Origin of the sequence: Luteibacter pinisoli, from assembly GCF_006385595.1 — a bacterium.
Classification (GTDB): domain Bacteria; phylum Pseudomonadota; class Gammaproteobacteria; order Xanthomonadales; family Rhodanobacteraceae; genus Luteibacter; species Luteibacter pinisoli.
In genome coordinates, this window is the sequence record NZ_CP041046.1 from 1555054 (window position 1) to 1576010 (window position 20957).

Below are 20957 nucleotides of genomic sequence, written 5' to 3' on the forward strand. Positions count from 1 at the left end.
TCGGCGCTATGACAGGAACCGGGCGCTCACTTCAAGGGAGCGCAGGATCCCGCCAGCCATGCAGGCCTGCATGAGGACGGCGCACGTCGCGTGGGCGATGGCCACCGGAAGCAGGGCGCGGTGGTGCAGATACCACCACGCCCAGGCCAGTTCAGCCACGAAGCACAGCTGCATCAACAGGCCGTTCGGGGTGTGCAGCAGGGCAAAGGCCAGCGCCGTGAGCAACACGGCGGCGGGACGGGGCAGGGCCCGGGCAAGCAGGCTGGCCACGACGGCGAGCATCAGCCACTGCTGGAAGAACGCCCAGCCGATATAAAGCAGTGCCCGGGCCACCGACGGCCACGCCGGGGCGTGCCCGGCAACCACCGCGATGCCGAGGGCCACCGGGATGGCCAGCAGCGGCCAGCCCGCCATCCGCCATCCGCCGCGCCAGTGCCAGGCCGGCAGGGCTCGACTCAGGGTGAGGAACAGCCCGTAAGCGACCCCGGCGGCGAACATCACGACCCCTGCCAGGTCAGGGTGCGGGCCGAGACCGAGTCCGGCGATGAGCCAGAGCGGGCCGAGCAGGATGAGCCCGGCGTCGAGCAGGTCCGAGGTGCGCGTTGCGCTCCCGCGCCGCCGCTGCGCCGCGACCACACCACCCGCGAGAAGCAGGAGGTAGGCAGTCGCGGGCACCCATGCCCACCCGGCGGCCCGGGCGACGGGCGCTGGCCTGGCGCCAAACGTGACCAGCGGATCCACTACACGCTGGCGGTCGCGCCAGTGCAGCAGCCCCTCTGCCGTGAGGCCGGAAGGCACCGGCATGCCCGTACCGGGCGTGAGCCCGCCAGACCGGGCCAGCCCGGCCCCGTGCAGGGTCAGGGTGGTTCCGGGCGGTAGTGTGAAGGCCAGCCGCAGCATCGCGGCCCGTTCGGGCGGCGCGACATCGTGACCCACGCTGTCATGCCAGGCCAGCCGGTCCAGCGGGATCGGGCCATCGAGCGAGGTGAGGCTGGCCTTGACCAGCGGGCTGGCGAGGGTCGGCCGCACGCTCAGGCCGAAGGCGCCGGCGGGCGCCGTGGCGCTGATCCGCAGGAGATTCAGCCGGCGCAGGTCCGCCTGGCGCGTCAGCGGAAAGCCGATTTCGCCCCGGCCGTCACCCTCCGCGACGACGTCCAGTCCGTGCGCGCCCGCGACCAGCCGTCCGCCGCCGAACGCCTTACCCGCCACCACGTCGTCGTCGCTGCGAAAGCGCCAGGACCACGGCGAGGCGCCGCTCTCGTACGCCGCGCGGTCGTCGGCCCCGGCGGTTTCCAGGGCGCCACGCACCACCCGGGCGGCCAGGAGCGGCAACACGAAGAACGCGGCGATGGCCAGGGCGGCCATCGCCAGCGCGATCAGGCGGTAGCGGCGCGAGGGCACGTCAGCGGTCGAGCAGGGCCTCGACGCGCGCCGCGCAGATGAAGTCGTTCAGCGAGAGGCCGCCCACGTCATGGGTGGACCACAGGATGTGGCAATGGCCGTAGCCCGCTTCCAGGTCCGGATGGTGGTCTTCCTGGTTGGCCATGAAACCCACGGCATTGATGAAGCCAAGGGTGTGGTGGAAGTCCTTGAACGGGAAGTCCTTCACGATGGCCTTGCCGTCCTCGCTCACCGTCCAGCCCGGCAGGTCCTTGAGATAGCCGTCGATGGTCGCGCGGTCCAGCGCATGGTCGGCGCCCTTGCGCGGCTGGCAGTGCTGGGTGGCGAGCGGGGAAAGGGTCATGGCGGGCAGCCTGTCGGGGGGAAAGGACGGAAGCGTCCGTGGTCGCGGTTGAATTGTCAAAAGGGCGCGCCCAGATGGAAACCGTACTAAAATGGTCTTGTTTCCCGGCGATCCCCGCGCCGGCATGTCTTCCCGGAGCCACCATGATCGATATCTCGGAACGCGCCCAGGCGCACTTCCAGCGGCTGATCGCCCAGCAGGGCGATGACGGCCTCGGCGTCCGCCTGCGCGTGGTCTCGGCCGGTACGCCGGCGGCGCAGTGCGAGCTGGAGTTCTGCACGCCCGCGGAACTCACCGGCGACGAGTGGACCATCGAGTGCCAGGGATTCAACCTGTACGTCGACGGCGACAGCATGGCCTGGCTGGACCCGGCCAACATCGATTACGAAATGACCCCGACGGGCAGTCAGCTCAACATCCGCGCCCCGCGGATCAAGGGCGAGGCGCCGGGCGAGGGCGCTGGCCTGGTCGAGCGCGTGAAGTACGTGCTGGACACCGAAGTCGCCCCGGGCATTGCCTCGCACGGCGGGCGCATCTCGCTGGTGGAAGTCACCGCGGAAGGCGTGGTGGTGCTGCGCTTCGGCGGCGGCTGCCATGGCTGCGGCATGGTCGATGTCACGCTGAAGAACGGCGTGGAGAAGACCCTGCGCGAGCGCATTCCCGAGGTGACCGAAGTACGCGACGTCACGGACCACGAAACGGGCGAGAAGCCCTACTTCGAGCGCAAGGCGAGTTAGTCGCCTTGCACGTGGCCTTCGAGGCCGCTGAGCTTCGTCGGCATCGTGTGGAAGTAGGCCGAGATGTCTTCGATGTCCTGGTCGGACAGCGTGGCGGCGAAGCCCTTCATCACCAGGTTATCGCGCTGGCCGGTCTTGTACTCGTGCAGGGCCTGGGCCATGTAGTCGGCGTACTGGCCGGCGAGGCGCGGGTACTGCGGATCCACCGAGTTGCCGTCCTTGCCGTGGCAGGCCACGCAGGTGGCGATTTTCTTGGCACCGGCGGCGGGATCGCCGTTGGCCATGGAGGTGGTTGCGGTCAGCGCCAGCGCGGCGCCGAGGAGAGTCAGGGTGAACCCACGGATCATCATGCGTCCTCAGCGGCTTACTTGGCGAGACTGGAGAGATAGGCGGCGATATCGGCGATGTCGCGGTCGGACAGGCTTTCGGCCTGCGCGCCCATCGTCGGATGCCTGCGGCCCGTACCAGGCGCGGCGAAGCCCTTCTGGTAATCCTTCAACGCATTAACGATGTACTGCTCGTTCTGGCCGGCAATGTGCGGCACGTGGTACGACGGGTAGACGTTGGAATAGCCCGGCACGCCGTGGCAACCCTGGCAGGTATAGACGAGCTGGCGTCCCCTGGTTTTGTCCCCTTCGGCGTGAGCCGTGGTGGCGCACATAGCTACAGCGATCAGACCGTACAGATACAGACGCTTCATCAATGGTTCCCTGGGTGCCGGGCGGGGCCGGGGGTGAAAGCAGCCGTTGGAGTATAGAGGCGGCTTCCGGCGGCCGACAACCGGTGGGGTCCCGCGCGTCAGAACAGGCTGCGGATGATGTGGATGCCGGCGATGTACTCGCCCACGATCGTGCCAAGGCAAACCAGGAAGAAGTTCAGCAGGGTGCGGGCCACGCGGTTCTTCCACCAGCCCGTCCAGTGCGTGATGTCGTCGCGCAGCTGTTCGAAGTCCACGACGCGCGGCTTGCGGATCCACGCCTCGACCATCGCGCTCACCGCACCCGACGGAATGCCGGGGCGGAACGGCTTCACCGGGCCGGCGACAAACGCCGCGATGATGCTCAGCGGATGCCCGCCCGCGATCAGTGCGCCCAGGGCGGAAAGGCCACCGGTGAGCAGTACCCAGTTCAGCAGCGCATCCTTGCCCAGGCTCGGGTTGCGGTAGAACGCGTAGCCAATGACGGCGAAGATCGCCAGCACGATGCCGACGGCCAGGAATTTTGGCCACTTCGCCGCGGGCGGCGTCACGGCGAGCTCGTCGGCGATGCCGCGGGCGTCACCGTCCTGGCTCGCGAGCTCGGCGCTCATCCCCTTCAGGTGGCCGGCGCCGATCACCACAAGCACCTTGCGGCTAGGGGCGGCGGGGTCCATCTGGTGGCCGTTCTCGCGCAGCTTCGCCGCCATGAATTCGTCGCGCTCGGCAATCAGCGCGCGGTACAGCGGTGCCGAGTCCTTCGCGAAATCGCTGAAGGCGCTTTCCAGCAGGTCGGACTGCTTCAGCTTTTCGATGTCGGCTTCGGCGATGTCCTCGCGTTCGAACACGCTGCCGAGCATGCCGGCCATCAGGCCAAAGCGCTGGAAGAAGCCGACGCTGCGCCAGGCGCGCTTGAGCGTGGTGCCCACCTCGCGATCCACCAGCCACACGGGAATGCCGCGGGCATCAGCGCCGTCCATCGCGGCCTTCATCTCCGCGCCCGGCTCGATGCCGTACTGCGCGGCCAGGCGTTTCTGGAAGGAACCGAGCACGAGGCTCGCCGCCACCATGCCGGCCTTGCCCTGGCGGATGACCTGGAACAGGTCCATCTGCTTGAATGCTTCCGGGTCGCGGATGCCGTGCGCGCGGCTGGCGCACAGCTCCACGGCGACGGCATCGAAGTGCTCGGTGGCGAGCAGCGTGTTCACCGCCTCGACGCTCACCCGCGAGACATGCGCGGTGCCAAGGATGACGTAATCGACCCCGTCACGCGTCATGCGCTCGATGGGCTGGCCTTCCAGGGCCTGGGGAAGTGCGGCGTCGTGCTCGGCAGGCTGCATGCGCGTGGGGTGTCCTTGGGGGTTAGTCGCGGTAACGCTTGGTGAGGTCGCCGTAGGCGTCGATGCGGCGGTCGCGCAGGAACGGCCAGATGCGGCGCACGTGCTCGCTGCGCTCCATGTCGACATCCACGATGAGCAGCTCGCGGCCATCGGTGCCGGCCTGGGCCAGGAACTCACCCTGCGGCCCGGCGACGAAGCTGGAACCCCAGAACTGGATGCCGCTGCCGACGTTGGACGGATCGGCCTCGTAACCGGTGCGGTTGCACGACAGCAGGGGCAGGCCGTTGGCTACGGCGTGGCCGCGCTGCACGGTAATCCATGCCTCGCGCTGGCGAGCCTTCTCGGCGTCGTCGTCGTTCGGGTCCCAGCCAATCGCCGTCGGGTAGAACAGCAGGTCCGCGCCGGCCAGCGCCATCAGGCGCGCGGCTTCCGGGTACCACTGGTCCCAGCAGACGAGCACGCCGAGCTTGCCGACCGAGGTCTGGATCGGATCGAAGCCCAGGTCGCCAGGGGTGAAATAGAACTTCTCGTAGAACGCTGGATCGTCCGGGATGTGCATCTTGCGGTACTTGCCCGCGATGACGGCGGAACGGTCAAAGACCACGGCGGTGTTGTGGTACAGGCCGGTGGCGCGCTTTTCGAAGATGGACGCGATGACGACGAGCTTCAGCTCCTCGGCCAGCTTGCCGATGCGGTCCGTGCCCGGGCCCGGGATGGTTTCCGCCAGGTCGAACACGTCGACGCTTTCGCGCTGGCAGAAGTACGGGCCGTTGTGCAGCTCCTGCAGGAGCACCAGCTCGGCACCGGCCTTGGCGGCCTCGCGCAGGCCCGCCTCGATCGCATCGAGGTTGGCGTCGCGGCTGCCACGGTCGGTTTCCTGGAGGAGGGCGACCTTGAGGGTCTTGCGGGTCATGGTGGGCTTTCCTCGAACGTTACTTGGCGATGTCGGCGGGCAACTGCATGGTGATGCAGTGCAGGCTGCCGTTCTGCCAGATGAGCGGACGGCACGGCACCTGCACCACTTCGCGGCCCGGGTGGGCCAGCCCGATGATCCGGGCCGCTTCCGCGTCGACGCGGTCGCCATACGCCGGCACCAGCACCGCGCCGTTGACGATCAGGTAGTTCGCGTAGGAGGCCGCGAGGCGGCGTCCTTCGTCGACGATCGGCTGGGCCCAGGGCAAGGGGTGCAACGGGTACGGCTTGCCTTCCGGCGAACGCAGTTCGGCAAGTTCCGCGGCCATCTGGCCCAGTTCCTCGAAATGCAGGTCGCTGGCGTCGTCGCAGGCCTGGTAGACGATGCCGCCGTCCGGGCTGAAGCGCGCGAGCGTATCGATATGGGCGTCGGTGTCGTCGCCTTCAAGGTAACCGTGCTCCAGCCACAGCACGCGGTCCGCGTGCAGCGTGGAGGCCAGGATGTCGGTCATGGATTCGCGCGAGAGGTCCGGGTGGCGCTGGACCAGGCACTTCCACGTGGTGAGGATGGTGCCCTTGCCGTCGCTTTCGATACCGCCGCCTTCCAGCGCCCAGTCGATGCGCTTGTGCGGCAGGCCCGAGAGCACGCCGCGCTGGAGCAGGCCGGCGATGATCGCGTCGTCCTGCTCGGCGCCGAACTTGCCGCCCCAGCCGGTGAAGCGGTAATCGTTGAGGAGCACGCCGTCCGGGCCGGTCAGGGTGATCGGGCCGGAGTCGCGCAGCCAGGTGTCGTCGTAGGGCAGTTCGATGAAGTGCACGCGCGCCATGTCGGCGCCGGCCTCTTCGATGGCCAGGCGCGCACGCTCGCGCAGCTCGCCGTCGGCCACGATGATGTGCAGCGGTTCAAAGCGGGTGACCGCCGCCGCCAGCGCCACGTACGTGGTCTCCACCGCGGCCAGGCGGTCGGCCCAGTCGGTGTCCGCGTGCGGCCAGGCGATAAGGACGCCGGCTTGCGGCTCCCATTCGGCGGGAAGACGGTAAGAAACGGTGTGGGTCATGGCGGGCAGGGAAGTCCGGGGAAGCCCTCTATTGTAGGGCTTCCCGATGACCGTTGCCCGACCGGCTTACTTCGGGCTTTGCGGGTTGGTGTTGTTGCCCGCCGGCGTATTGAGCACCGTGTGGATCACGTGGCTGCGCTCGAAGTAGACGATGTAGCCCGGATACATCCAGCGATTGATCACCGGCTGCTTCGCGCTACCGCCCCCGCGGGAGTCCAGTTTGGAGGTGGGTGCACCGAAACGGCGCTCCACGTCGGCCATGCTCATGCCCTTCTGGGGCAGGCTCATGGCCTTTTCCTGCTGCACGCGCTGCATCAGGAGGGTGTCGCCCGCGCGGGCGGCCGGGGCCACGGCCACGGACACGATGGCCAGGGCGATCGCGGTGAAAACAGGCTTGAAGGTGTTCATGATGGCTCCGTCGCGCTCCCCATGCGGCGCAGGACAGCGTTTTAACAGATCGCCCGACAAGGCGCCATGGGCGGGGCGTGGCGGCCTTCACGGCTGTGCCCCACGTCGCATTCGGGCGACGCGGGAGGGGCGGGGCAGCTATCATGTGCAGTCGCCTTTCGCCTTCTCTGGCCCGCCATGATCTCGTTTCGTCGTCTCGCCCTGCGCCGGGGCACCCGTACCCTGCTCGATAACATGGACCTCACCATCCAGACCGGATGGAGCCTGGCCGTCATCGGCCGCAACGGCTGTGGCAAATCCACCCTGTTCGCCGCGCTCAAGGGCGAGCTGGAGCCCGAGAAGGGCGACCTCGACATGCCGTCGAAGGTACGCATGGCCTCGGTGGCCCAGGAAACCCCGGCGCTGCCCGATGCCGCGATCGACTACGTGCTGGGCGGGGACGTGGAAGTGGCCGCGGCCCTGAAAGCCGAGCAGGATGCGTATGACTCCGGGGATCTCGAAGCCGTGGCCATGGCCCACCTGCGCATCGAAGAGGTCAACGGGTACGACGGCCGCGCCCGCGCTGGCCGCCTGCTGCACGGCCTGGGTTTCTCGCCGGATACCCACGAGCAAGCCGTGGCCTCGTTCTCCGGTGGCTGGCGCGTGCGCCTGAACCTGGCTCGCGCGCTGATGGCGCCGTCCGACCTGCTGCTGCTCGATGAGCCTACCAACCATCTCGACCTCGATGCCGTGCTCTGGCTGGAAGAATGGCTGCGCCGCTACCAGGGCACGCTGCTGATCATTTCGCATGACCGCGAGTTCCTCGACGCGGTCACCACGCACACGATGCACCTGCACGACGGCACCGCGAAGCTGTACACCGGCAACTACTCGCAGTTCGAGCGCCAGCGTGCCGAACACCTGCGCCAGCAGCAGATCGCGCACGTGCGCGAACAGGCGGAGCGTGCGCACCTGCAGTCCTTCATCGACCGCTTCAAGGCCAAGGCCAGCAAGGCCAAGCAGGCGCAGTCGCGCATGAAACGCCTGGAAAAGATGAGCGGGACCGAGGCCGTCCGCGCCGAGCGTCCCTTCAGCTTCAGCTTCCCCAAGCCGGACCGCCTGCCCACGTCCATGCTGCGCCTGGACCACGTGGATGCCGGTTATGGCGATCGCGTGGTGCTGAAGGACATCGCCTTCGGCCTGGAAACCGGCGATCGCATCGGCCTGCTCGGCCCGAACGGCGCGGGTAAGTCCACCATGGTGAAGTCGCTGGTGGGTGAGCTTGAGCCGATGGCCGGCGAGCGCGCGTTCCACAAGGACACGAAGATCGGCTACTTCGCCCAGCACACGGTGGAGAGCCTGCACGACGGCTGGAGCGCGTTCGACCACCTGCAGGAAAAGGCGCCGAACGCCGGCCAGCAGGTGCTGCGTGACTACCTGGGCACGTGGAATTTCCCCGCCGACCGCGTGTTCGAGCATGTCGATGCGTTCTCTGGCGGCGAGCGCGCGCGCCTGGCGCTGGCGCTGATCGCGTGGGACAAGCCGAACCTCCTGCTGCTCGACGAGCCGACCAACCATCTTGACCTGGACATGCGCGAAGCGCTGGCCGATGCGCTGTCGGACTTCGACGGCGCGCTCGTCCTCGTCTCGCATGACCGCCACCTGCTCGGCATGGTCTGCGACGAGTTCTGGCGCGTGGCCGATGGCGACGTCAGCCCGTTCGACGGCGACCTCGACGACTACGCCAAGTGGCTGCGCACGCGCGCCACCACGCGCAAGACCGCCGCCGTCGCGTCGGCGCCGCAGGATGCGCCGGTAAAGGAGAACAACGCGAAGGAGAAGCGCAAGCTCTCCAACGAGGATCGCGAGAAGGAGAAAGTGGTGCGTGCCCGCGTGAAGAAAATCGAATCGCTGGTCGAGGGCATGGACAAGGAACTGCAGGGCATCGAGTCGAAGCTCGCCGATCCGGCCGTCTATGGCGGTCCTACCGCCGAGCTGGCACGCCTTGGCCAGCGCCAGGCCGAACTGCGCGGCGAGAAGGAATCGCTCGAGTTCGAATGGATGGAACTGCTCGAGCAGATCGAGGCCTGAGCATGGCCACCGTGCTGAATGTGCTGCTGCCCGGACGCGACAAGCTCAGCTTTGTCGAGGCGTTCAACCAGTGGATGGCCCGCGGCACCGCGTTGCCCACGGCGACGCCCGGCTACCTGCACGCGCTCTCGGAATGCTTCCGCTGGCCGGACGGCCCGCTGCCCGCCGCCGCGCTGATTCGCCAGAGCGTTGCCGGTGATGCGGGCGATGGGCAGTGGGTTTGCGCGGACCCCGCATGGGTGCAACCCGAACTCAGCGGTGCGCGGTTGCTCGGCTGCGGCAACCTTGCCGTCAGCAGTGCCGACGCGGCCAGCATGGTCGATGCGCTGCGCGAGACGTTCGCGGAAGAGGGCATGAACCTCTTCGTGGGCGACCCGCAGCACTGGCAGCTCAAGGTACCGAGCTACGTGCAGGTGCCCGCCTTCCCCGAACCGGAGGAAGCGCTGGGCGCGGACCTGTTCGAGCAATTGCCGAAGGGTGACGAGGGTCGCCGCTGGCGCGCCCTGATCAACGAAGCGCAGGTGGTACTGCATAACCACCCCGCCAATGCGGCGCGCCAGCGTGACGGCCTGCCGCCGGTGAACAGCGTCTGGCTGTGGGGCGCGGGCGCGTTGCCGGAGTGGGTGGAATGCGGCCAGTCGCGCATCTACAGCGACGACCTGCTGGTCTGGGCCCTGGGCCATAAAGCTGGCGTCGACGTACAGAGCCGCCGCGTGCTTGCCGGCGCGCACCCGGCGCACGAATCCAAACACGCCGAACTCCTCGACTTGCAGGATGTTCAACCGCACGACTTCGACCGCACCTGGTGGCCCTTCCTTCAGGCACGCCTCGAAGCCGGTACCGAACTCCGCCTCGCCTTCGCCGACGGCCGCCGCCATGTCGTGCGCAAGGCGCATCGCCTGCGCTTCTGGCGCAAGGCCGGGGCATGAAAAGCTGGCGCCAGCGCCGGGTCGATGTCGCTCCCAACGGTTGGCCGGCGCACATCCACCCGGTGATCCAGCGCCTCTACGCCGCCCGCGGCGTGAGCACGCCGGACGGCGCCGAACACCGCCTCGCCCGTCTGCATTCGCCCGCGCTCTTGGGCGGCATGGATCGCGCCGTCGCCTTGCTGATCGACGCCATCGACCGCCACCAGCGCATCGTCATTGCCGGTGATTACGACTGCGATGGCGCCACCGGCGCGGCCGTGGCCGAGCGCGGCCTTCGACTGCTTGGCGCAACGCACGTCAGCCACGTGGTGCCCAACCGCTTCGTCCATGGCTATGGCCTGAGTGAAGCGCTGGTGGCGTCGCTCGATCCGACGCCCGATCTCATCGTTACCGTGGATAACGGCGTGGCCAGCGTCGCTGGCGTGGCCGCCGCGCGTGCGCGTGGCGTGCGCGTGCTGATCACCGACCATCATCTGCCCGGCGATACGCTGCCCGAGGCGGATGCGATGGTGAACCCCAACCTCCATGGCGACGGCTTCCCCAGCAAGGCGCTGGCGGGCGTGGGCGTCATGTTCTACCTGCTGCTGGCCGTGCGCGCTGCGATGCGCGACGCCGGACGCTTCCCGGATGGCGAACCGGACCTCAGTGCACTGCTTGATCTCGTCGCGCTGGGCACCGTCGCGGACCTGGTGCCGCTGGATTACAACAATCGTGTTCTCGTCGATGCGGGCCTGAAACGCATGCGCGCCGGCAAGGCGTGTGCCGGCATCACGGCGCTCATCGAAGCGAGCAACCGCTCGGTATCGACGGTGACGGCCACCGACCTCGCCTTCGCCATCGGCCCGCGCCTCAACGCCGCCGGCCGGCTCGAAGACATGGCCCTCGGCGTCGCCTGCCTGCTTACCGACGACACCGCCATCGCGCGTCGTTACGCCGAGCAGCTCAGCGCCATCAACCAGGAACGCCGCGAGATGCAGGCGGGCATGGTGGACGAGGCGGAATCCATGGTGGCGCGCGCCGCGCACGTGGATGCCGTGGGCGTGGCCCTGTTCGATCCGGGCTGGCATCCGGGCATCGTTGGCCTGGTCGCGTCAAAGCTGAAAGAGAAGCTGCATCGTCCGGTGATGGCCTTCGCGCCGGCGGGTGATGAGTCCGACGAGCTGCGCGGTTCCGCGCGTTCGATTCCCGGCTTCCATATCCGCGATGCGCTGGCGGAAATCGACGCGAAGCATCCTGGCCTGATCCTGCGTTTCGGCGGCCACGCGATGGCCGCGGGCCTGAGCATGCAGGCCGCCGAGTTCCCGCGCTTCGCCGCGATCTTCGACGCCATCGCCCGCGCGCACCTCGACGACGAACGCCTCCAGGCCCTCATCCAGACCGACGGTGAACTCGACTACCGCGACCATACCCTCGACCTGGCCAGGCAGCTTCGCTTCGCCGGCCCGTGGGGCCAGGCATTTCCCGCGCCGCTGTTCGAGAACATCTTCGAATGCGCGTCGTGGAAGCCGATGGGCACGAAGCATCTCCGCTTCCAGCTGCGCCACACCCAGGGCGGCGCACCACTGGATGCCGTGATGTTCAGCTGCTACGACGGCACGCCCCCGCCGCCACGGTTCCGCGCGGCGTACGAGCTGACGGTGAATGACTGGCAGGGCAGGGAAAGCGTGCGGTTGTTGATTACGCACCTCGAAGCGGTGTAAGCCCCGGTCGGCATGCCCCGAAGGACAGGCCGCATGGCCAATACCCTTGGCCGTCGATATCCGGCTAGAGTCGGCCGACTTGTCCTCGGGAATGGGCCATGCATTCGCTTATCCGGATCGTTGTTGTCTCCATGGCGCTCCTGCCATGCTTCGCCATGGCCGATTCCGCCGAGCAGGAAGTCACCCGGCTTGAGGACGCGTGGCGCACGGCGCGCATCCATGGCGACACGGCCTTTCTCGAACGCGTCTACGCCAGGGATCTGGAGATAGGCACGATGGATGGCAATGCGGTGCCCCGCGACCAGGACATTGCGTTGTTCGCGAGTGGCGATATCAAGCCGAAATTCATTGACCATGGACCTCTGCGAATCCAGGTCAGCGGCGACACGGCGGTGGTTTCAGGCGTTGATCATCTCGGTGGTACGTACAAGGGCCACTACGGCGAAATGTCGATCCGGTTTACCAACGTATGGCTACGTCATGCGGGCCAATGGCAGCTCATCGCGTCCCAGAACACGCGCGTGCAGGAAAAGCCGCACTAAGGCAGGCGACCCGCCCGCTCCCCGGCGGAATCAGTCGCTTGCCCCGACCTCCTGAGAAACCTCGCGCACACTGTCCACATATCTGAGACGGCGCCTGCGTAACGTTGCCGCCATGGCGATGATCCACTGGGTGCAAATGGGGGAAAGGCAGTACGCGATCCTGGAAGGGACGACGCGCGCCTTTGCCCGCGTCAGTCCGGAAGGCGACCGCTGGGTGGTGCGCTGGCGTTACGGCCCGCGGGCCGGGCAGGGCACAGCCTTGCGTGGCGTCTCACTGATCCAGCGAATGGTCATGCGCTGGGCGGAACACAACGAGGCCGCCCTGCGCCAGCGGATTCCCGCCGCCAGCCGGCCGTACGAGCCGCCGACGGCCCAGGAACGGTACTTTTACGACGCCGTCTGGCCGGGCTACGTGCCGGCCTCCCGGCAGCCACGCCGAATGGCGCGTGAAAACCACTGATTCGGGGGAGATTGAGTCCGCGCCGGGCGGCTCCATCTAAGGGACATCCCCTACCCTGGTAACACCCCCATGAATGCCGAACGATTCGTTCAGGCCCTGCAGGATGCCGTAGTTCGCGACAACCTCGCGGTCTACGCGGACCTGTTCAGGATGACCCCCGAGCAAGCCGTGGACCCGCACTGGGTGCGCGCGCTGTCGCTGTTCCAGAACCTTGACGCCGAAGGCAAGGCCACCCTGATGGACATCGTCTGCCAGGTGATGGTCGAAACCACCGCGAACCTGCTGGGTATCGCCGATGGCTGCTGCCCGGTGGCGGGGGTGAAGGGCTCGGTGGGCCTGGTGGTGAATGGCCGGCCGATTGGTGGCGAGTTGCAGGAGCTGTTCCTGGAGCTCAACGAAGCGGGCTGACGAACGCCCGGCGTGGCTGGCATAGTCGGGGTTCGTTTTCCCCGCAAGGCCTCCCATGCGTTCCACCGCCCTGAAGGCCGTGGCGATCGCGCTGCTGTCGGCGCTGTTCTTCACGCTCACCTATGTGCTCAACCGCGCCGTCGTCAGTGGTGGCGGCCACTGGCAGTGGGCGGTGGTCCTCCGTTACCTGTTCACGCTGCCCCTGTTGGCGGTGGTGCTGCCTTTCCAGGGTGGCCTGGGCCGGTTGCCTGCGGAGATGCGCGCGCACCCGCGTGCGTGGCTCGGGTGGAGTTCGGTCGGCTTCGTGCTGTTCGGTGTTCCGCTGACGTGGGCGGCAAGCAGCGGGCCGTCGTGGCTCATCGCCGGCAGCTTCCAGATGACCGTGCTGGCGGGGCCGGTGATGGCGCCGTTTATCTACCGCGACGAGCGCGCCCGCTGGCACGGCGGCGCGTTGGGTATCGGCGCGCTGATCGTGGCCGGCGTGATGCTGCTGCAGTTCGGCAACGCGCACGGCTCGCTTGATGCGTCCGCATGGCTTGCCGCGGGTGCGGTGGTGCTGGCGGCGTTTGCGTATCCCCTGGGCAACCGGAAGATCCTCCTCCACCTGGAGCGCACGGGCACGAAGCTGGGCCCGGTGCAGCGCGTGTTCGGGATGACCCTGGCGAGCTGGCCGCTGTGGCTCGTGTTCGCGGCGGTGACGTGGGCGACCATCGGGCCGCCGACGATGCATGAGGCGCTGCTCGCCGGTGGCGTGGCGCTGTCGTCCGGCGTCATTGCCACCGTGCTGTTCTTCCACGCCACCGAGCTCGTTGGCCGGCAGCCAACGGCGCTGGCCGCGGTGGAAGCGATGCAGGCGGCGGAGTTGCTGTTTGCCACGGTGATCGGGGTCACCTTCCTGCATGAATCCCTGCCGGGCGTGCTATCGGGCGTGGGCGCGCTGGTGATCGTCGTCGGCATCTTGCTGTTCGCCTGGGTGAGCGGGCGGGAAGGGCACACCGACGACCTGGGCGATCGCGGCGCTTGACGCCACGCCAACAGGTAGGCCGCGTACGCTGGCGCCGCTAACGGAGCCTTTGCCATGAAAACCGCCGTCTTCCTCCTTCTCCTCGCACTGCCCCTGGCAGGCCACGCCGAGCCGCCCCCGGGCACCCACGGGCAGAAAGCGCCGGCCGCCGAGCCGATGAAACGCTTCCAGTGGCGTGACGAAGCTGCGGGGTACACCTTCGTCGCACCGCCGCGCTGGGCGGAGAAAGTGCGGGCCGTGCCGCTGACGTCGGCGGAGCTGGCTCGGTCCGGCGCGACGAGCGGGGTGAAGTTCGTGGCCGGGTCGAAGACCTTGCTGGTGCTGCTGTCGTCGGATGACGAGCGGGCGAAGGCGGTGACGGATGCGGGGAATCGTGAGCTGTCGCGGCATGAGGGGCATATTGTGGCGGTGCATGCCGAGAGTGATTCGGGGGAGCTGGCTTTGACCGATGAAGAACTCGGCAACGCCGTGCAGTGGGACGGAGTCGGCGCAACTTCGCTGCGATAGGCGAAATCAGCTACAAGCAGCGTCGGAAATCGCTGACATCCAGCCCGACGCCGAACAACTACTGTCGCTACTGTCCCGCTGACCTCGAGACCCGGTGTCTTGAACAGCGCGTGGACGACTATGGAGTGATTGCTAACGCTGGCTAGAGCCAACTTACATGGAGAAGGCACATGGCAGGACCGCCGAGGAAAAGGAATTCGCCCGATCACATCGATCCGCCGGTAGATCTACCCGCAGTTCCGGTGAGGGAAAACCGGCCGCGTGATCCCGCGCCGCGCCCGCCCGCACCGCGCCCACCTGCACCGCCAGGGCACATTGGCCCTGTCCCGGGTATGGGTTCGAGCCCGGGCGCACGTTTAACGCCATACCAGCGTGGTGCTTACAAATTCACCACGCCGGGTGGCCGCCGCTACAGCCTTCAAATGCGCCTTGGACCCTCACAAGAGGCGTTACTGAACCAGATCATCGACTACGGGTTCGGACTGGCTGTTTCGGAAGAGACGATGAGTATCGTCGCGGTCACTGCATTTCAGGAAAGCTCCTTCGGGATCAAGAATACGAACCCTGAATCAAGTGCCTTTGGCGTGTTCCAGTTCACGAGAGGTACCTGGTCTGATCACTACAAACATCTGAATCGAGAGAGCACGTCCGACCAGGTCTCGGCCATGTATGACCGAGTTGAGTATTTTCGTCATCGGTACACACAGCACCTTGCTGAGGGAAAGATCTCCAGATCCATGACCTTCCCCGAATATGCCTACGCCAATCACAAGCAGGGGCAATCAAGGCCGCAGACTTTCGAAACGAACGGCGAGACTCAGGAGGCTCTGGCCTCGTTTCGAGACAAGTGGCTGATCCTGTCGCTCCACGCTGAATAAGCACGCATGAAAAAATCTTCCTCTCTCGTCGTCCTTGCGATTCTCTGCGCGTTCGTTGACGACTGCCTGGGATGCCGGCTCGGGGACGCTCGCTATCGGTATACGGCCTCTAAAGGCCCGAGCGTTGCTCGATTCGTTGCTCGTAAGGGCGCCGAGAGGGGGGATGCTGCAATCGCTCTTCGGATCGACGTGTCGAAGACGACGCGCTTGGATCGGAGAGCTCGGGATCAGTACCTAACCGTGTTGTATGGCCTCTCGGAAGGAAAAAGTCAGCACATCAACCTGCAGAAGCTGGATGACCCCCATGGTTCCCCTCGACCAAAGCAACGCTTGCAGGAGCGTGATGTAGACCTTAGCCAGGTAGGCAAACTCTATGTGTGGAACCTGGCGCATCAGTCGAGCGCCGAGGTTCCAGTGTGGGGCGGTTCGGCTCCCGCGTATCTCTTCCTGCCTAGTCTTGCCACGGCGCTGAGCAACGTTGACGACGTGTCGTTTGGTGAGGGAGTGTTTGAGCTTAGCGGTTGTGAAAAAAACTAATTATCTCCCCATCCATCGGGTTCGACATCGATCCGTTCGAATATTTGCAGGCGCGTCGGTCCTGCTTTTAACGTGGGTGGAAGGTATTTTCGCTTGCCCCGTCGAGAAAGCACACTATCGCTACACGGTGCCCATCTATGAGGCGACGGCGTCGTTTGTGGATGTCGAAAGTCCTTTGGGCCCCTCGAAGAGACGGCGCGCGGCGCTTCACCTCCGGATACCGTTTTTTCCATCGAACGAAAGTGCGGCCTTTCTTGAGGACTGGTTCCTGTTCGATCAGGGGTCGAGCAGGCGCATTTATCTGATGGAAAGCACGAGCAGGTCTACCCCGTCCTGGTCCCTATGGGAGGTGCCGCATGCTGACGGACCGCTTCAAGCGCTTGAGAACTACTTTGCCTGGGACGAGAATCATGTGCTGATTCAGGATTATCCTGTGCCAGGCGACAGGGCGCCTCATTACATTTTTCTCCCGCAAATGGGGACGTATCTGCCGGGTCCCGGGTCGGGAAGGACTGATGTTGGCATGTTCGCTTTCGAGAGCTGCGATAGCGAATGATTGAGACGTTTTAGGTATTGAACGAAACGTCCAGCGGTATCGATTCGTCTCAATTCAGGGTCTAGCCTAGGCACACTGGCTCATTCCCTGGAGGTCCCTCGTGGACGGCTCGTCACCCGCTACGCCGGCGGTGCTCGATCGGCGTATTCGCCACGGCACGCCGGCGTTCCGGCGCACCAATCTCGCCTTGTTCTCCTCGGGTTTCGCGACATTCGGCCTGCTGTATTGCGTGCAGCCGCTGATGCCGGCGCTGTCTCGCGACTTTGGCGTGGATGCGGCCACCAGTTCGCTGTCACTGTCGCTGACCACGGCGGTGATGGCGGTGGGCATGCTGTTCGCCGGCGTCATCTCCGACGCGTTCGGTCGCAAGCCCATCATGCTGGCATCGCTGCTGGCCTCGTCGCTGCTGGTGCTGCTGACGGCGGTGTCGCCGAGCTGGACCTTGCTGCTTGCGGCGCGCGCCTTGCTCGGCGTGACGCTGGCGGGCCTACCTGCGGTGGCGATGACCTACCTCAGCGAAGAAGTGCACGGGGAATCGCTAGGTTTCGCGATGGGCCTCTACATCGGCGGCAACGCGATTGGCGGCATGAGCGGCCGGCTGATTTCAGGCTTCACCGCTGACCATGCGTCGTGGCGCGTTGCCGTCGCCGTCATTGGCGCGCTTGGCCTGCTTGCCGCGTTCCTCGTCGCCAAGGGCCTTCCGCCGTCCCTGCACTTTGAGAAACGCCGTGCCCAGCCGCGCGCGTTGCTGCCCGTCTTCGGCACCCTGCTGAAGGACAAGGGGCTGCCCTGGCTGTTCGCCGAAGGGTTCCTGCTGATGGGTGCGTTCGTCACCATCTACAACTACGTGTCGTATCGCCTGCTGGCGCCGCCGTTTTCACTGTCGCAATCACACGTCGGTGCCATTTTCATGGTGTACCTGATCGGCGTCGGCGCATCGGCGTGGATGGGATCGCTGGCTGGCAAGCTCGGTCGTGGCAAGGTGATGTGGACGGCACTGGTGTTGATGCTCGCCGGCGTGGCGCTTACGGCCAGCACATCACTGCCGGCCATCGTGGCAGGCATCGCGCTGATCACGTTCGGCTTCTTCGGCGGCCACTCCATCGCCAGCGGCTGGGTGGGCCTGCGCGCGAACGGCGCCAAGGCGCATGCCTCGTCGATGTACCTGTTCTCGTACTACATGGGCTCCAGCATTGCGGGCTCGGTGGGCGGCCTGGCCTGGACGCACTTCAGCTGGGCGGGCGTGGCGACGTACGTGGCAGCGTTGGTCATCGCCGGCTTCGCGATCTCGCTCAAGCTGCGCTTACTGAAGCCCCAGAAATGACGAGGCCCCGGGGATTAGCCCGGGGCCCTGGCTAGGATTGAAGGCTCGTCAGCGCCTTCGTTCCTGCTGCAATTGCCACCTTCAAGAGGTCTGACTGCAGACTTGGAGGTCGTATGTTTCCGACAGGGTGGAATCTATGGGCAAGCGGATTCGCTGTCAAACCATGCGGCTAGACGCTAGTCAGCGCTGACCGTGTTTGGTGCATCGCTGCTCGCTACGGCGCCAGTTGCCCTGTCATCTGTCTGGATTACTTCAGTGGAAGCAGGGCGGAAGAGGCTTGCGTCAATATTGAGAACAGTCGCAAGCGCCTTCTTCACCGCAACGTACGTCGCCATGTCTGTGCGACCGTCCTGAAAGACCCGTCGGCCACTCCTCATCGGCGCCTCGTAGCGATTGAGGCGTCCCCAGCCTACGGTTGAGATCATGTCGCACTTTGCCCAACGTTCACCGCTGCGGTGTTGCGCCGCCGCCGGCAGGCACTCGACGGGTACACGGACATGCCAGGGCATGACCTGCTCTGGCGCCGTCATGCTTATCGGCACTACGTTGACGAGCTTGCCTCGTCCCTGCAGCGGCTTGTTCATGACGATGACGAGGCGATCTTTCGTCATTTCGCCGTCGACGAGTTCGCTTTGATCCGTGGGGAAATGACAGATGAGAATCTCACCCGGCTTAGGTTTGTTGCTGATCGGCATGCGAAGCGTCCTTGCTTCGTTGTAGGTGGCCGGCAAGTATATCTATCCAACATGAAGCGACGCCTCAAGCCCTCAGCATCAACTGCATAAAGGCCTTCACCAGCGGCGATGTATCAGAGCGGCGGTGCACGAGGTGCAAGGCGCTTGCCGCATCCGGCGAATCGATCGGGACGTAGGTGACGCCTTCGACATGCAGCAGGCGCATGGATTCCGGCAGCACGGCGACGCCGAGGCCGGCGGCGACGAGGCCGACCATGGTGGCGGATTCGCCGGCTTCCTGCGCGATGCGCGGGGCGAAGCCGGCGTTGCGGCACATGAGCTGTACCTGGGCGGCGACGCCGGTGCCCGCGTTGCGGCTGAAGACGACGAAGGGTTCGGCGGCGAGTTGCTCGACACGCACGCGCGGACGGCGGCCCTTCGCCAGCGGATGATCCGCGCGCAACACCGCCACCAGCGGATCGTCGACGAGCTTGCGTGCCACGAGGGGCGGCGGAAGCTCCGTGCCGCGGATGAGTCCCACCTGCTGCGTGCCTTCGAGAAGGCGCTCAATCTGCTGCAGGGTGTTGTGTTCCTTCAACACCAGGCGCACGGCAGGGTAGGCCTCGCGGAACGCACGCACGGCCCGCGGGAACCGCGCGATCAACGGCGTGCTCTGGGTGAAGCCGACATGCAGTTCGCCGATCTCGCCGCGTTCGGCGCGGCGTGCCATGTCGCCGGCGTTTTCCACGCGCTCGATGATGTCGCGCGCGGCATCGAGGTAAACGCGGCCGGCATCGGTCAGTTCGACGCGCCGGTTGGTCCGGCGTAGCAAGCGCAGCCCGAGCTGCGCTTCGAGGTCACGGATCTGCTGGCTGAGCGGCGGCTGGGAGATCCCCAGCCGCTCGGCGGCACGGCTGAAATGCAGCTCGTCGGCGACGGCGATGAAATAACGCAGGTGCCGTAGCTCGATGACCATGCCGTTTAGCCGGGCCGGACCCGGATCAGGCCTTCCTGCGCGGTGCTGGCCACCAGCTGGCCGTCACGCGAATAGATCATGCCGCGGGCGAGGCCGCGGCCGCCCTGCGAGGTGGGGCTGTCGAACGAGTACAGCAGCCACTCGTCGATGCGGAACGGCCGGTGGAACCACAGGGCGTGGTCCAGGCTGGCCATCTGCATGTTGCGGGTGAGGTAGGAGATGCCATGCGGCAACGTGGCCGTGCCGATCAGGTGGAAGTCGGACGCGTAGGCAAGCAGCGCCTGGTGCAGCGCCAGGGTGTCTTCGATCGGCGCCGTCAGGCGGAACCAGATGTGCTGGTACGGCGGGCGCTTGGCGGGGCGCAGTTCATCGCGCGGCCACACGTGGCGGAACTCGAACGGGCCATCCTTGCCGAGCCAGCGCTGGGTTTTCTCCGGCAGGCGCGATAGCTGTTCCAGCGAAAGGGCTGGCATGGCTTCGACGTCTTCCGGTGCGGGCACCTCAGGCATCGACATCTGGTGTTCGTAGCCGGTCTCCGGCACCTGGAACGAGATGGAGCCGTTGAGGATGGGCTGGCCGTGCTGGATGGCGACGACACGGCGGGCCGAGAACGACCCACCGTCACGGGTGCGCTCCACGCTGTAGACGATGGGCGCGTCGATGTCGCCGGCGCGCAGGAAGTACGCGTGCAGCGAATGGGCAACGCGGTCGTCCGGCACGGTGCGCTGGGCGGCGGAGAGCGCCTGGCCCAGTACCTGGCCGCCGAACACGAACTTGGTGCCGATGTCCCGGCTCTGCCCGCGGAACAGGTTGTCTTCGAGGCGTTCGAGTTCGAGCAGGTCGACAAGCTCGCCGACGTGGTTGTCGTGCATGGGGGTCCCTTGGACGGTGCGCGGTAGGCGCTGATTATAGGGAATCAGGCCTTGATCCGGCCCAGCCGGCCGTCGTCGTACGCGCGCGCCCAGGGGAATTGCGGGCCCGGGTCGCGCTTGCGGGGCACTTCGTTCTCCGGGTCGTCGCTGGACGGGACCATGGCGGTGTCCAGGTCCTCGTGGCCGGCGATGTGGCGCAGGGACGGGAAGCGTTCCACGAGGTGGTCGAGCAGCGCACGCAGGGCGGTGATCTGCGCCGCGGGGTAGGGCTCGGTCATTTCCTGTTTGGCCGAGTGGAACCAGTCCGGGTAGCGGCCGAGGTTCACTAGCTCGATGCCGATGGAACGCGGGTTGTAGCCACGGGTGTGGTTGGCCACCCGGTTCGGGTCCACGTAGCAGAGGATCGAACCGTCGCGGTCGATGTAGTAATGCCCGCTGGCGCCCGTGCCGCGGTCTTCGTAGAGCACGCGCTCGCCGTACTCCCGGGCCAGGGCCAGGTCGGGCAGCTCGGTGCAGTGGATGACCACGAGGTCGACGGTGTCGCCGGCGCGCTCGGGCAGGCGATCTTCGTAGGGCAGGGGGGCGTGAAGGATGTCGATCATGCCGC

24 protein-coding genes are annotated in these 20957 nt (G+C 66.4%); 12 read left to right on the plus strand and 12 right to left on the minus strand.

What is annotated here, in order from left to right; genetic code table 11:
- Positions 1-6: 6 nt before the first annotated feature.
- Together FIV34_RS07160 and FIV34_RS07165 are read right to left on the minus strand one after the other, a co-directional pair.
- The gene (locus FIV34_RS07160) at positions 7-1401 is read right to left on the minus strand and encodes a CPBP family glutamic-type intramembrane protease (RefSeq protein ID WP_139981052.1); all 1395 of its coding nucleotides are present in this window, start codon (positions 1399-1401) and stop codon (positions 7-9) included.
- A gap of 1 nt (position 1402) precedes the next feature.
- Positions 1403-1744 carry a 4a-hydroxytetrahydrobiopterin dehydratase gene (locus FIV34_RS07165; RefSeq protein ID WP_139981054.1) on the minus strand — a complete coding sequence of 114 codons (342 nt, stop codon included), beginning with the start codon at positions 1742-1744 and terminating at the stop codon, positions 1403-1405.
- Between the two features lie 143 nt (positions 1745-1887).
- Here FIV34_RS07165 and FIV34_RS07170 point away from each other — a divergent pair, with 143 nt between their 5' ends.
- Positions 1888-2481, plus strand: coding sequence for an NfuA family Fe-S biogenesis protein (locus tag FIV34_RS07170; RefSeq protein WP_139981056.1), 594 nt, complete (start codon positions 1888-1890; stop codon positions 2479-2481).
- Here FIV34_RS07170 and FIV34_RS07175 read toward each other — a convergent pair.
- The 6 genes from FIV34_RS07175 to FIV34_RS07200 form a co-directional block, all read right to left on the minus strand.
- Entirely contained in the window at positions 2478-2831 is a 354-nt protein-coding gene (locus FIV34_RS07175; protein WP_342777384.1) for a c-type cytochrome, read from the minus strand. The genes FIV34_RS07170 and FIV34_RS07175 overlap by 4 nt on opposite strands.
- A gap of 14 nt (positions 2832-2845) precedes the next feature.
- Positions 2846-3181 (minus strand): c-type cytochrome, encoded by a 336-nt coding sequence (locus tag FIV34_RS07180; protein WP_139981058.1) that lies wholly within the window; start codon positions 3179-3181, stop codon positions 2846-2848.
- 98 nt (positions 3182-3279) lie between these two features.
- Entirely contained in the window at positions 3280-4515 is a 1236-nt protein-coding gene (locus FIV34_RS07185) for a TraB/GumN family protein (RefSeq protein ID WP_139981060.1), read from the minus strand.
- 22 nt (positions 4516-4537) lie between these two features.
- Positions 4538-5428 (minus strand): carbon-nitrogen hydrolase, encoded by an 891-nt coding sequence (locus FIV34_RS07190; RefSeq protein ID WP_139981062.1) that lies wholly within the window; start codon positions 5426-5428, stop codon positions 4538-4540.
- A gap of 19 nt (positions 5429-5447) precedes the next feature.
- Positions 5448-6485, minus strand: a complete 1038-nt coding sequence (locus FIV34_RS07195) for an agmatine deiminase family protein (protein WP_139981064.1) — start codon at positions 6483-6485, stop codon at positions 5448-5450.
- Between the two features lie 66 nt (positions 6486-6551).
- On the minus strand, positions 6552-6893 hold the full coding sequence (locus tag FIV34_RS07200; RefSeq protein ID WP_139981066.1) for a hypothetical protein: 342 nt from the start codon (positions 6891-6893) through the stop codon (positions 6552-6554).
- Between the two features lie 177 nt (positions 6894-7070).
- Here FIV34_RS07200 and FIV34_RS07205 point away from each other — a divergent pair, with 177 nt between their 5' ends.
- The 11 genes from FIV34_RS07205 (at position 7071) to FIV34_RS07255 (ending at position 17828) form a co-directional block, all read left to right on the plus strand.
- Positions 7071-8963, plus strand: coding sequence for an ABC-F family ATP-binding cassette domain-containing protein (locus FIV34_RS07205; protein WP_139981068.1), 1893 nt, complete (start codon positions 7071-7073; stop codon positions 8961-8963).
- A 2-nt stretch (positions 8964-8965) separates the two neighbouring features.
- Positions 8966-9892 (plus strand): phosphoglycerate mutase, encoded by a 927-nt coding sequence (locus FIV34_RS07210; RefSeq protein ID WP_139981070.1) that lies wholly within the window; start codon positions 8966-8968, stop codon positions 9890-9892.
- Positions 9889-11592 (plus strand): single-stranded-DNA-specific exonuclease RecJ, encoded by a 1704-nt coding sequence (recJ, locus tag FIV34_RS07215; protein ID WP_139981072.1) that lies wholly within the window; start codon positions 9889-9891, stop codon positions 11590-11592. The genes FIV34_RS07210 and recJ overlap by 4 nt, the downstream gene beginning before the upstream one ends.
- Positions 11593-11690: 98 nt before the next feature.
- A complete protein-coding gene (locus FIV34_RS07220; RefSeq protein WP_139981074.1) occupies positions 11691-12134 on the plus strand; it encodes a nuclear transport factor 2 family protein in 444 nt (147 codons plus the stop codon).
- A gap of 112 nt (positions 12135-12246) precedes the next feature.
- Complete coding sequence (locus FIV34_RS07225; protein ID WP_139981076.1) at positions 12247-12594, plus strand: hypothetical protein; 348 nt, start codon at positions 12247-12249, stop codon at positions 12592-12594.
- 69 nt (positions 12595-12663) lie between these two features.
- Positions 12664-13002 carry a hypothetical protein gene (locus FIV34_RS07230; protein ID WP_139981078.1) on the plus strand — a complete coding sequence of 113 codons (339 nt, stop codon included), beginning with the start codon at positions 12664-12666 and terminating at the stop codon, positions 13000-13002.
- A 55-nt stretch (positions 13003-13057) separates the two neighbouring features.
- The gene (locus tag FIV34_RS07235; RefSeq protein WP_139981080.1) at positions 13058-14026 is read left to right on the plus strand and encodes a multidrug resistance efflux transporter family protein; all 969 of its coding nucleotides are present in this window, start codon (positions 13058-13060) and stop codon (positions 14024-14026) included.
- A 54-nt stretch (positions 14027-14080) separates the two neighbouring features.
- Entirely contained in the window at positions 14081-14533 is a 453-nt protein-coding gene (locus FIV34_RS07240) for a hypothetical protein (protein WP_139981082.1), read from the plus strand.
- Between the two features lie 170 nt (positions 14534-14703).
- Positions 14704-15411 carry a hypothetical protein gene (locus FIV34_RS07245; protein ID WP_139981084.1) on the plus strand — a complete coding sequence of 236 codons (708 nt, stop codon included), beginning with the start codon at positions 14704-14706 and terminating at the stop codon, positions 15409-15411.
- Between the two features lie 6 nt (positions 15412-15417).
- The gene (locus FIV34_RS07250; RefSeq protein WP_139981086.1) at positions 15418-15948 is read left to right on the plus strand and encodes a hypothetical protein; all 531 of its coding nucleotides are present in this window, start codon (positions 15418-15420) and stop codon (positions 15946-15948) included.
- Positions 15949-16604: 656 nt separating this feature from the next.
- A complete protein-coding gene (locus FIV34_RS07255; RefSeq protein ID WP_246058774.1) occupies positions 16605-17828 on the plus strand; it encodes an MFS transporter in 1224 nt (407 codons plus the stop codon).
- 176 nt (positions 17829-18004) lie between these two features.
- Here the strand turns inward: FIV34_RS07255 and FIV34_RS07260 are convergent, their stop codons facing one another.
- The 4 genes from FIV34_RS07260 to FIV34_RS07275 form a co-directional block, all read right to left on the minus strand.
- The gene (locus FIV34_RS07260) at positions 18005-18523 is read right to left on the minus strand and encodes a type II toxin-antitoxin system PemK/MazF family toxin (protein ID WP_139981088.1); all 519 of its coding nucleotides are present in this window, start codon (positions 18521-18523) and stop codon (positions 18005-18007) included.
- A 64-nt stretch (positions 18524-18587) separates the two neighbouring features.
- A complete protein-coding gene (locus FIV34_RS07265) occupies positions 18588-19478 on the minus strand; it encodes a LysR family transcriptional regulator (protein WP_211352722.1) in 891 nt (296 codons plus the stop codon).
- Between the two features lie 5 nt (positions 19479-19483).
- A complete protein-coding gene (gene tesB / locus FIV34_RS07270) occupies positions 19484-20350 on the minus strand; it encodes an acyl-CoA thioesterase II (protein ID WP_139981090.1) in 867 nt (288 codons plus the stop codon).
- 44 nt (positions 20351-20394) lie between these two features.
- Entirely contained in the window at positions 20395-20952 is a 558-nt protein-coding gene (locus FIV34_RS07275) for an N-acetylmuramoyl-L-alanine amidase (protein WP_139981092.1), read from the minus strand.
- Positions 20953-20957: the final 5 nt, after the last annotated feature.

Excerpts from the sequence above, each read along its gene's own strand:
- FIV34_RS07165 (WP_139981054.1), bottom strand. The coding sequence starts at position 1,744 with ATGACCCTTTCCCCGCTCGCCACCCAGCACTGCCAGCCGCGCAAGGGC.
- FIV34_RS07170 (WP_139981056.1), top strand. The coding sequence starts at position 1,888 with ATGATCGATATCTCGGAACGCGCCCAGGCGCACTTCCAGCGGCTGATC.
- FIV34_RS07175 (WP_342777384.1), bottom strand. The coding sequence starts at position 2,831 with ATGATGATCCGTGGGTTCACCCTGACTCTCCTCGGCGCCGCGCTGGCG.
- FIV34_RS07180 (WP_139981058.1), bottom strand. The coding sequence starts at position 3,181 with ATGAAGCGTCTGTATCTGTACGGTCTGATCGCTGTAGCTATGTGCGCC.
- FIV34_RS07185 (WP_139981060.1), bottom strand. The coding sequence starts at position 4,515 with ATGCAGCCTGCCGAGCACGACGCCGCACTTCCCCAGGCCCTGGAAGGC.
- FIV34_RS07190 (WP_139981062.1), bottom strand. The coding sequence starts at position 5,428 with ATGACCCGCAAGACCCTCAAGGTCGCCCTCCTCCAGGAAACCGACCGT.
- FIV34_RS07195 (WP_139981064.1), bottom strand. The coding sequence starts at position 6,485 with ATGACCCACACCGTTTCTTACCGTCTTCCCGCCGAATGGGAGCCGCAA.
- FIV34_RS07200 (WP_139981066.1), bottom strand. The coding sequence starts at position 6,893 with ATGAACACCTTCAAGCCTGTTTTCACCGCGATCGCCCTGGCCATCGTG.
- FIV34_RS07205 (WP_139981068.1), top strand. The coding sequence starts at position 7,071 with ATGATCTCGTTTCGTCGTCTCGCCCTGCGCCGGGGCACCCGTACCCTG.
- FIV34_RS07210 (WP_139981070.1), top strand. The coding sequence starts at position 8,966 with ATGGCCACCGTGCTGAATGTGCTGCTGCCCGGACGCGACAAGCTCAGC.
- recJ (WP_139981072.1), top strand. The coding sequence starts at position 9,889 with ATGAAAAGCTGGCGCCAGCGCCGGGTCGATGTCGCTCCCAACGGTTGG.
- FIV34_RS07220 (WP_139981074.1), top strand. The coding sequence starts at position 11,691 with ATGCATTCGCTTATCCGGATCGTTGTTGTCTCCATGGCGCTCCTGCCA.
- FIV34_RS07225 (WP_139981076.1), top strand. The coding sequence starts at position 12,247 with ATGGCGATGATCCACTGGGTGCAAATGGGGGAAAGGCAGTACGCGATC.
- FIV34_RS07230 (WP_139981078.1), top strand. The coding sequence starts at position 12,664 with ATGAATGCCGAACGATTCGTTCAGGCCCTGCAGGATGCCGTAGTTCGC.
- FIV34_RS07235 (WP_139981080.1), top strand. The coding sequence starts at position 13,058 with ATGCGTTCCACCGCCCTGAAGGCCGTGGCGATCGCGCTGCTGTCGGCG.
- FIV34_RS07240 (WP_139981082.1), top strand. The coding sequence starts at position 14,081 with ATGAAAACCGCCGTCTTCCTCCTTCTCCTCGCACTGCCCCTGGCAGGC.
- FIV34_RS07245 (WP_139981084.1), top strand. The coding sequence starts at position 14,704 with ATGGCAGGACCGCCGAGGAAAAGGAATTCGCCCGATCACATCGATCCG.
- FIV34_RS07250 (WP_139981086.1), top strand. The coding sequence starts at position 15,418 with ATGAAAAAATCTTCCTCTCTCGTCGTCCTTGCGATTCTCTGCGCGTTC.
- FIV34_RS07260 (WP_139981088.1), bottom strand. The coding sequence starts at position 18,523 with ATGCCGATCAGCAACAAACCTAAGCCGGGTGAGATTCTCATCTGTCAT.
- FIV34_RS07265 (WP_211352722.1), bottom strand. The coding sequence starts at position 19,478 with ATGGTCATCGAGCTACGGCACCTGCGTTATTTCATCGCCGTCGCCGAC.
- tesB (WP_139981090.1), bottom strand. The coding sequence starts at position 20,350 with ATGCACGACAACCACGTCGGCGAGCTTGTCGACCTGCTCGAACTCGAA.
- FIV34_RS07275 (WP_139981092.1), bottom strand. The coding sequence starts at position 20,952 with ATGATCGACATCCTTCACGCCCCCCTGCCCTACGAAGATCGCCTGCCC.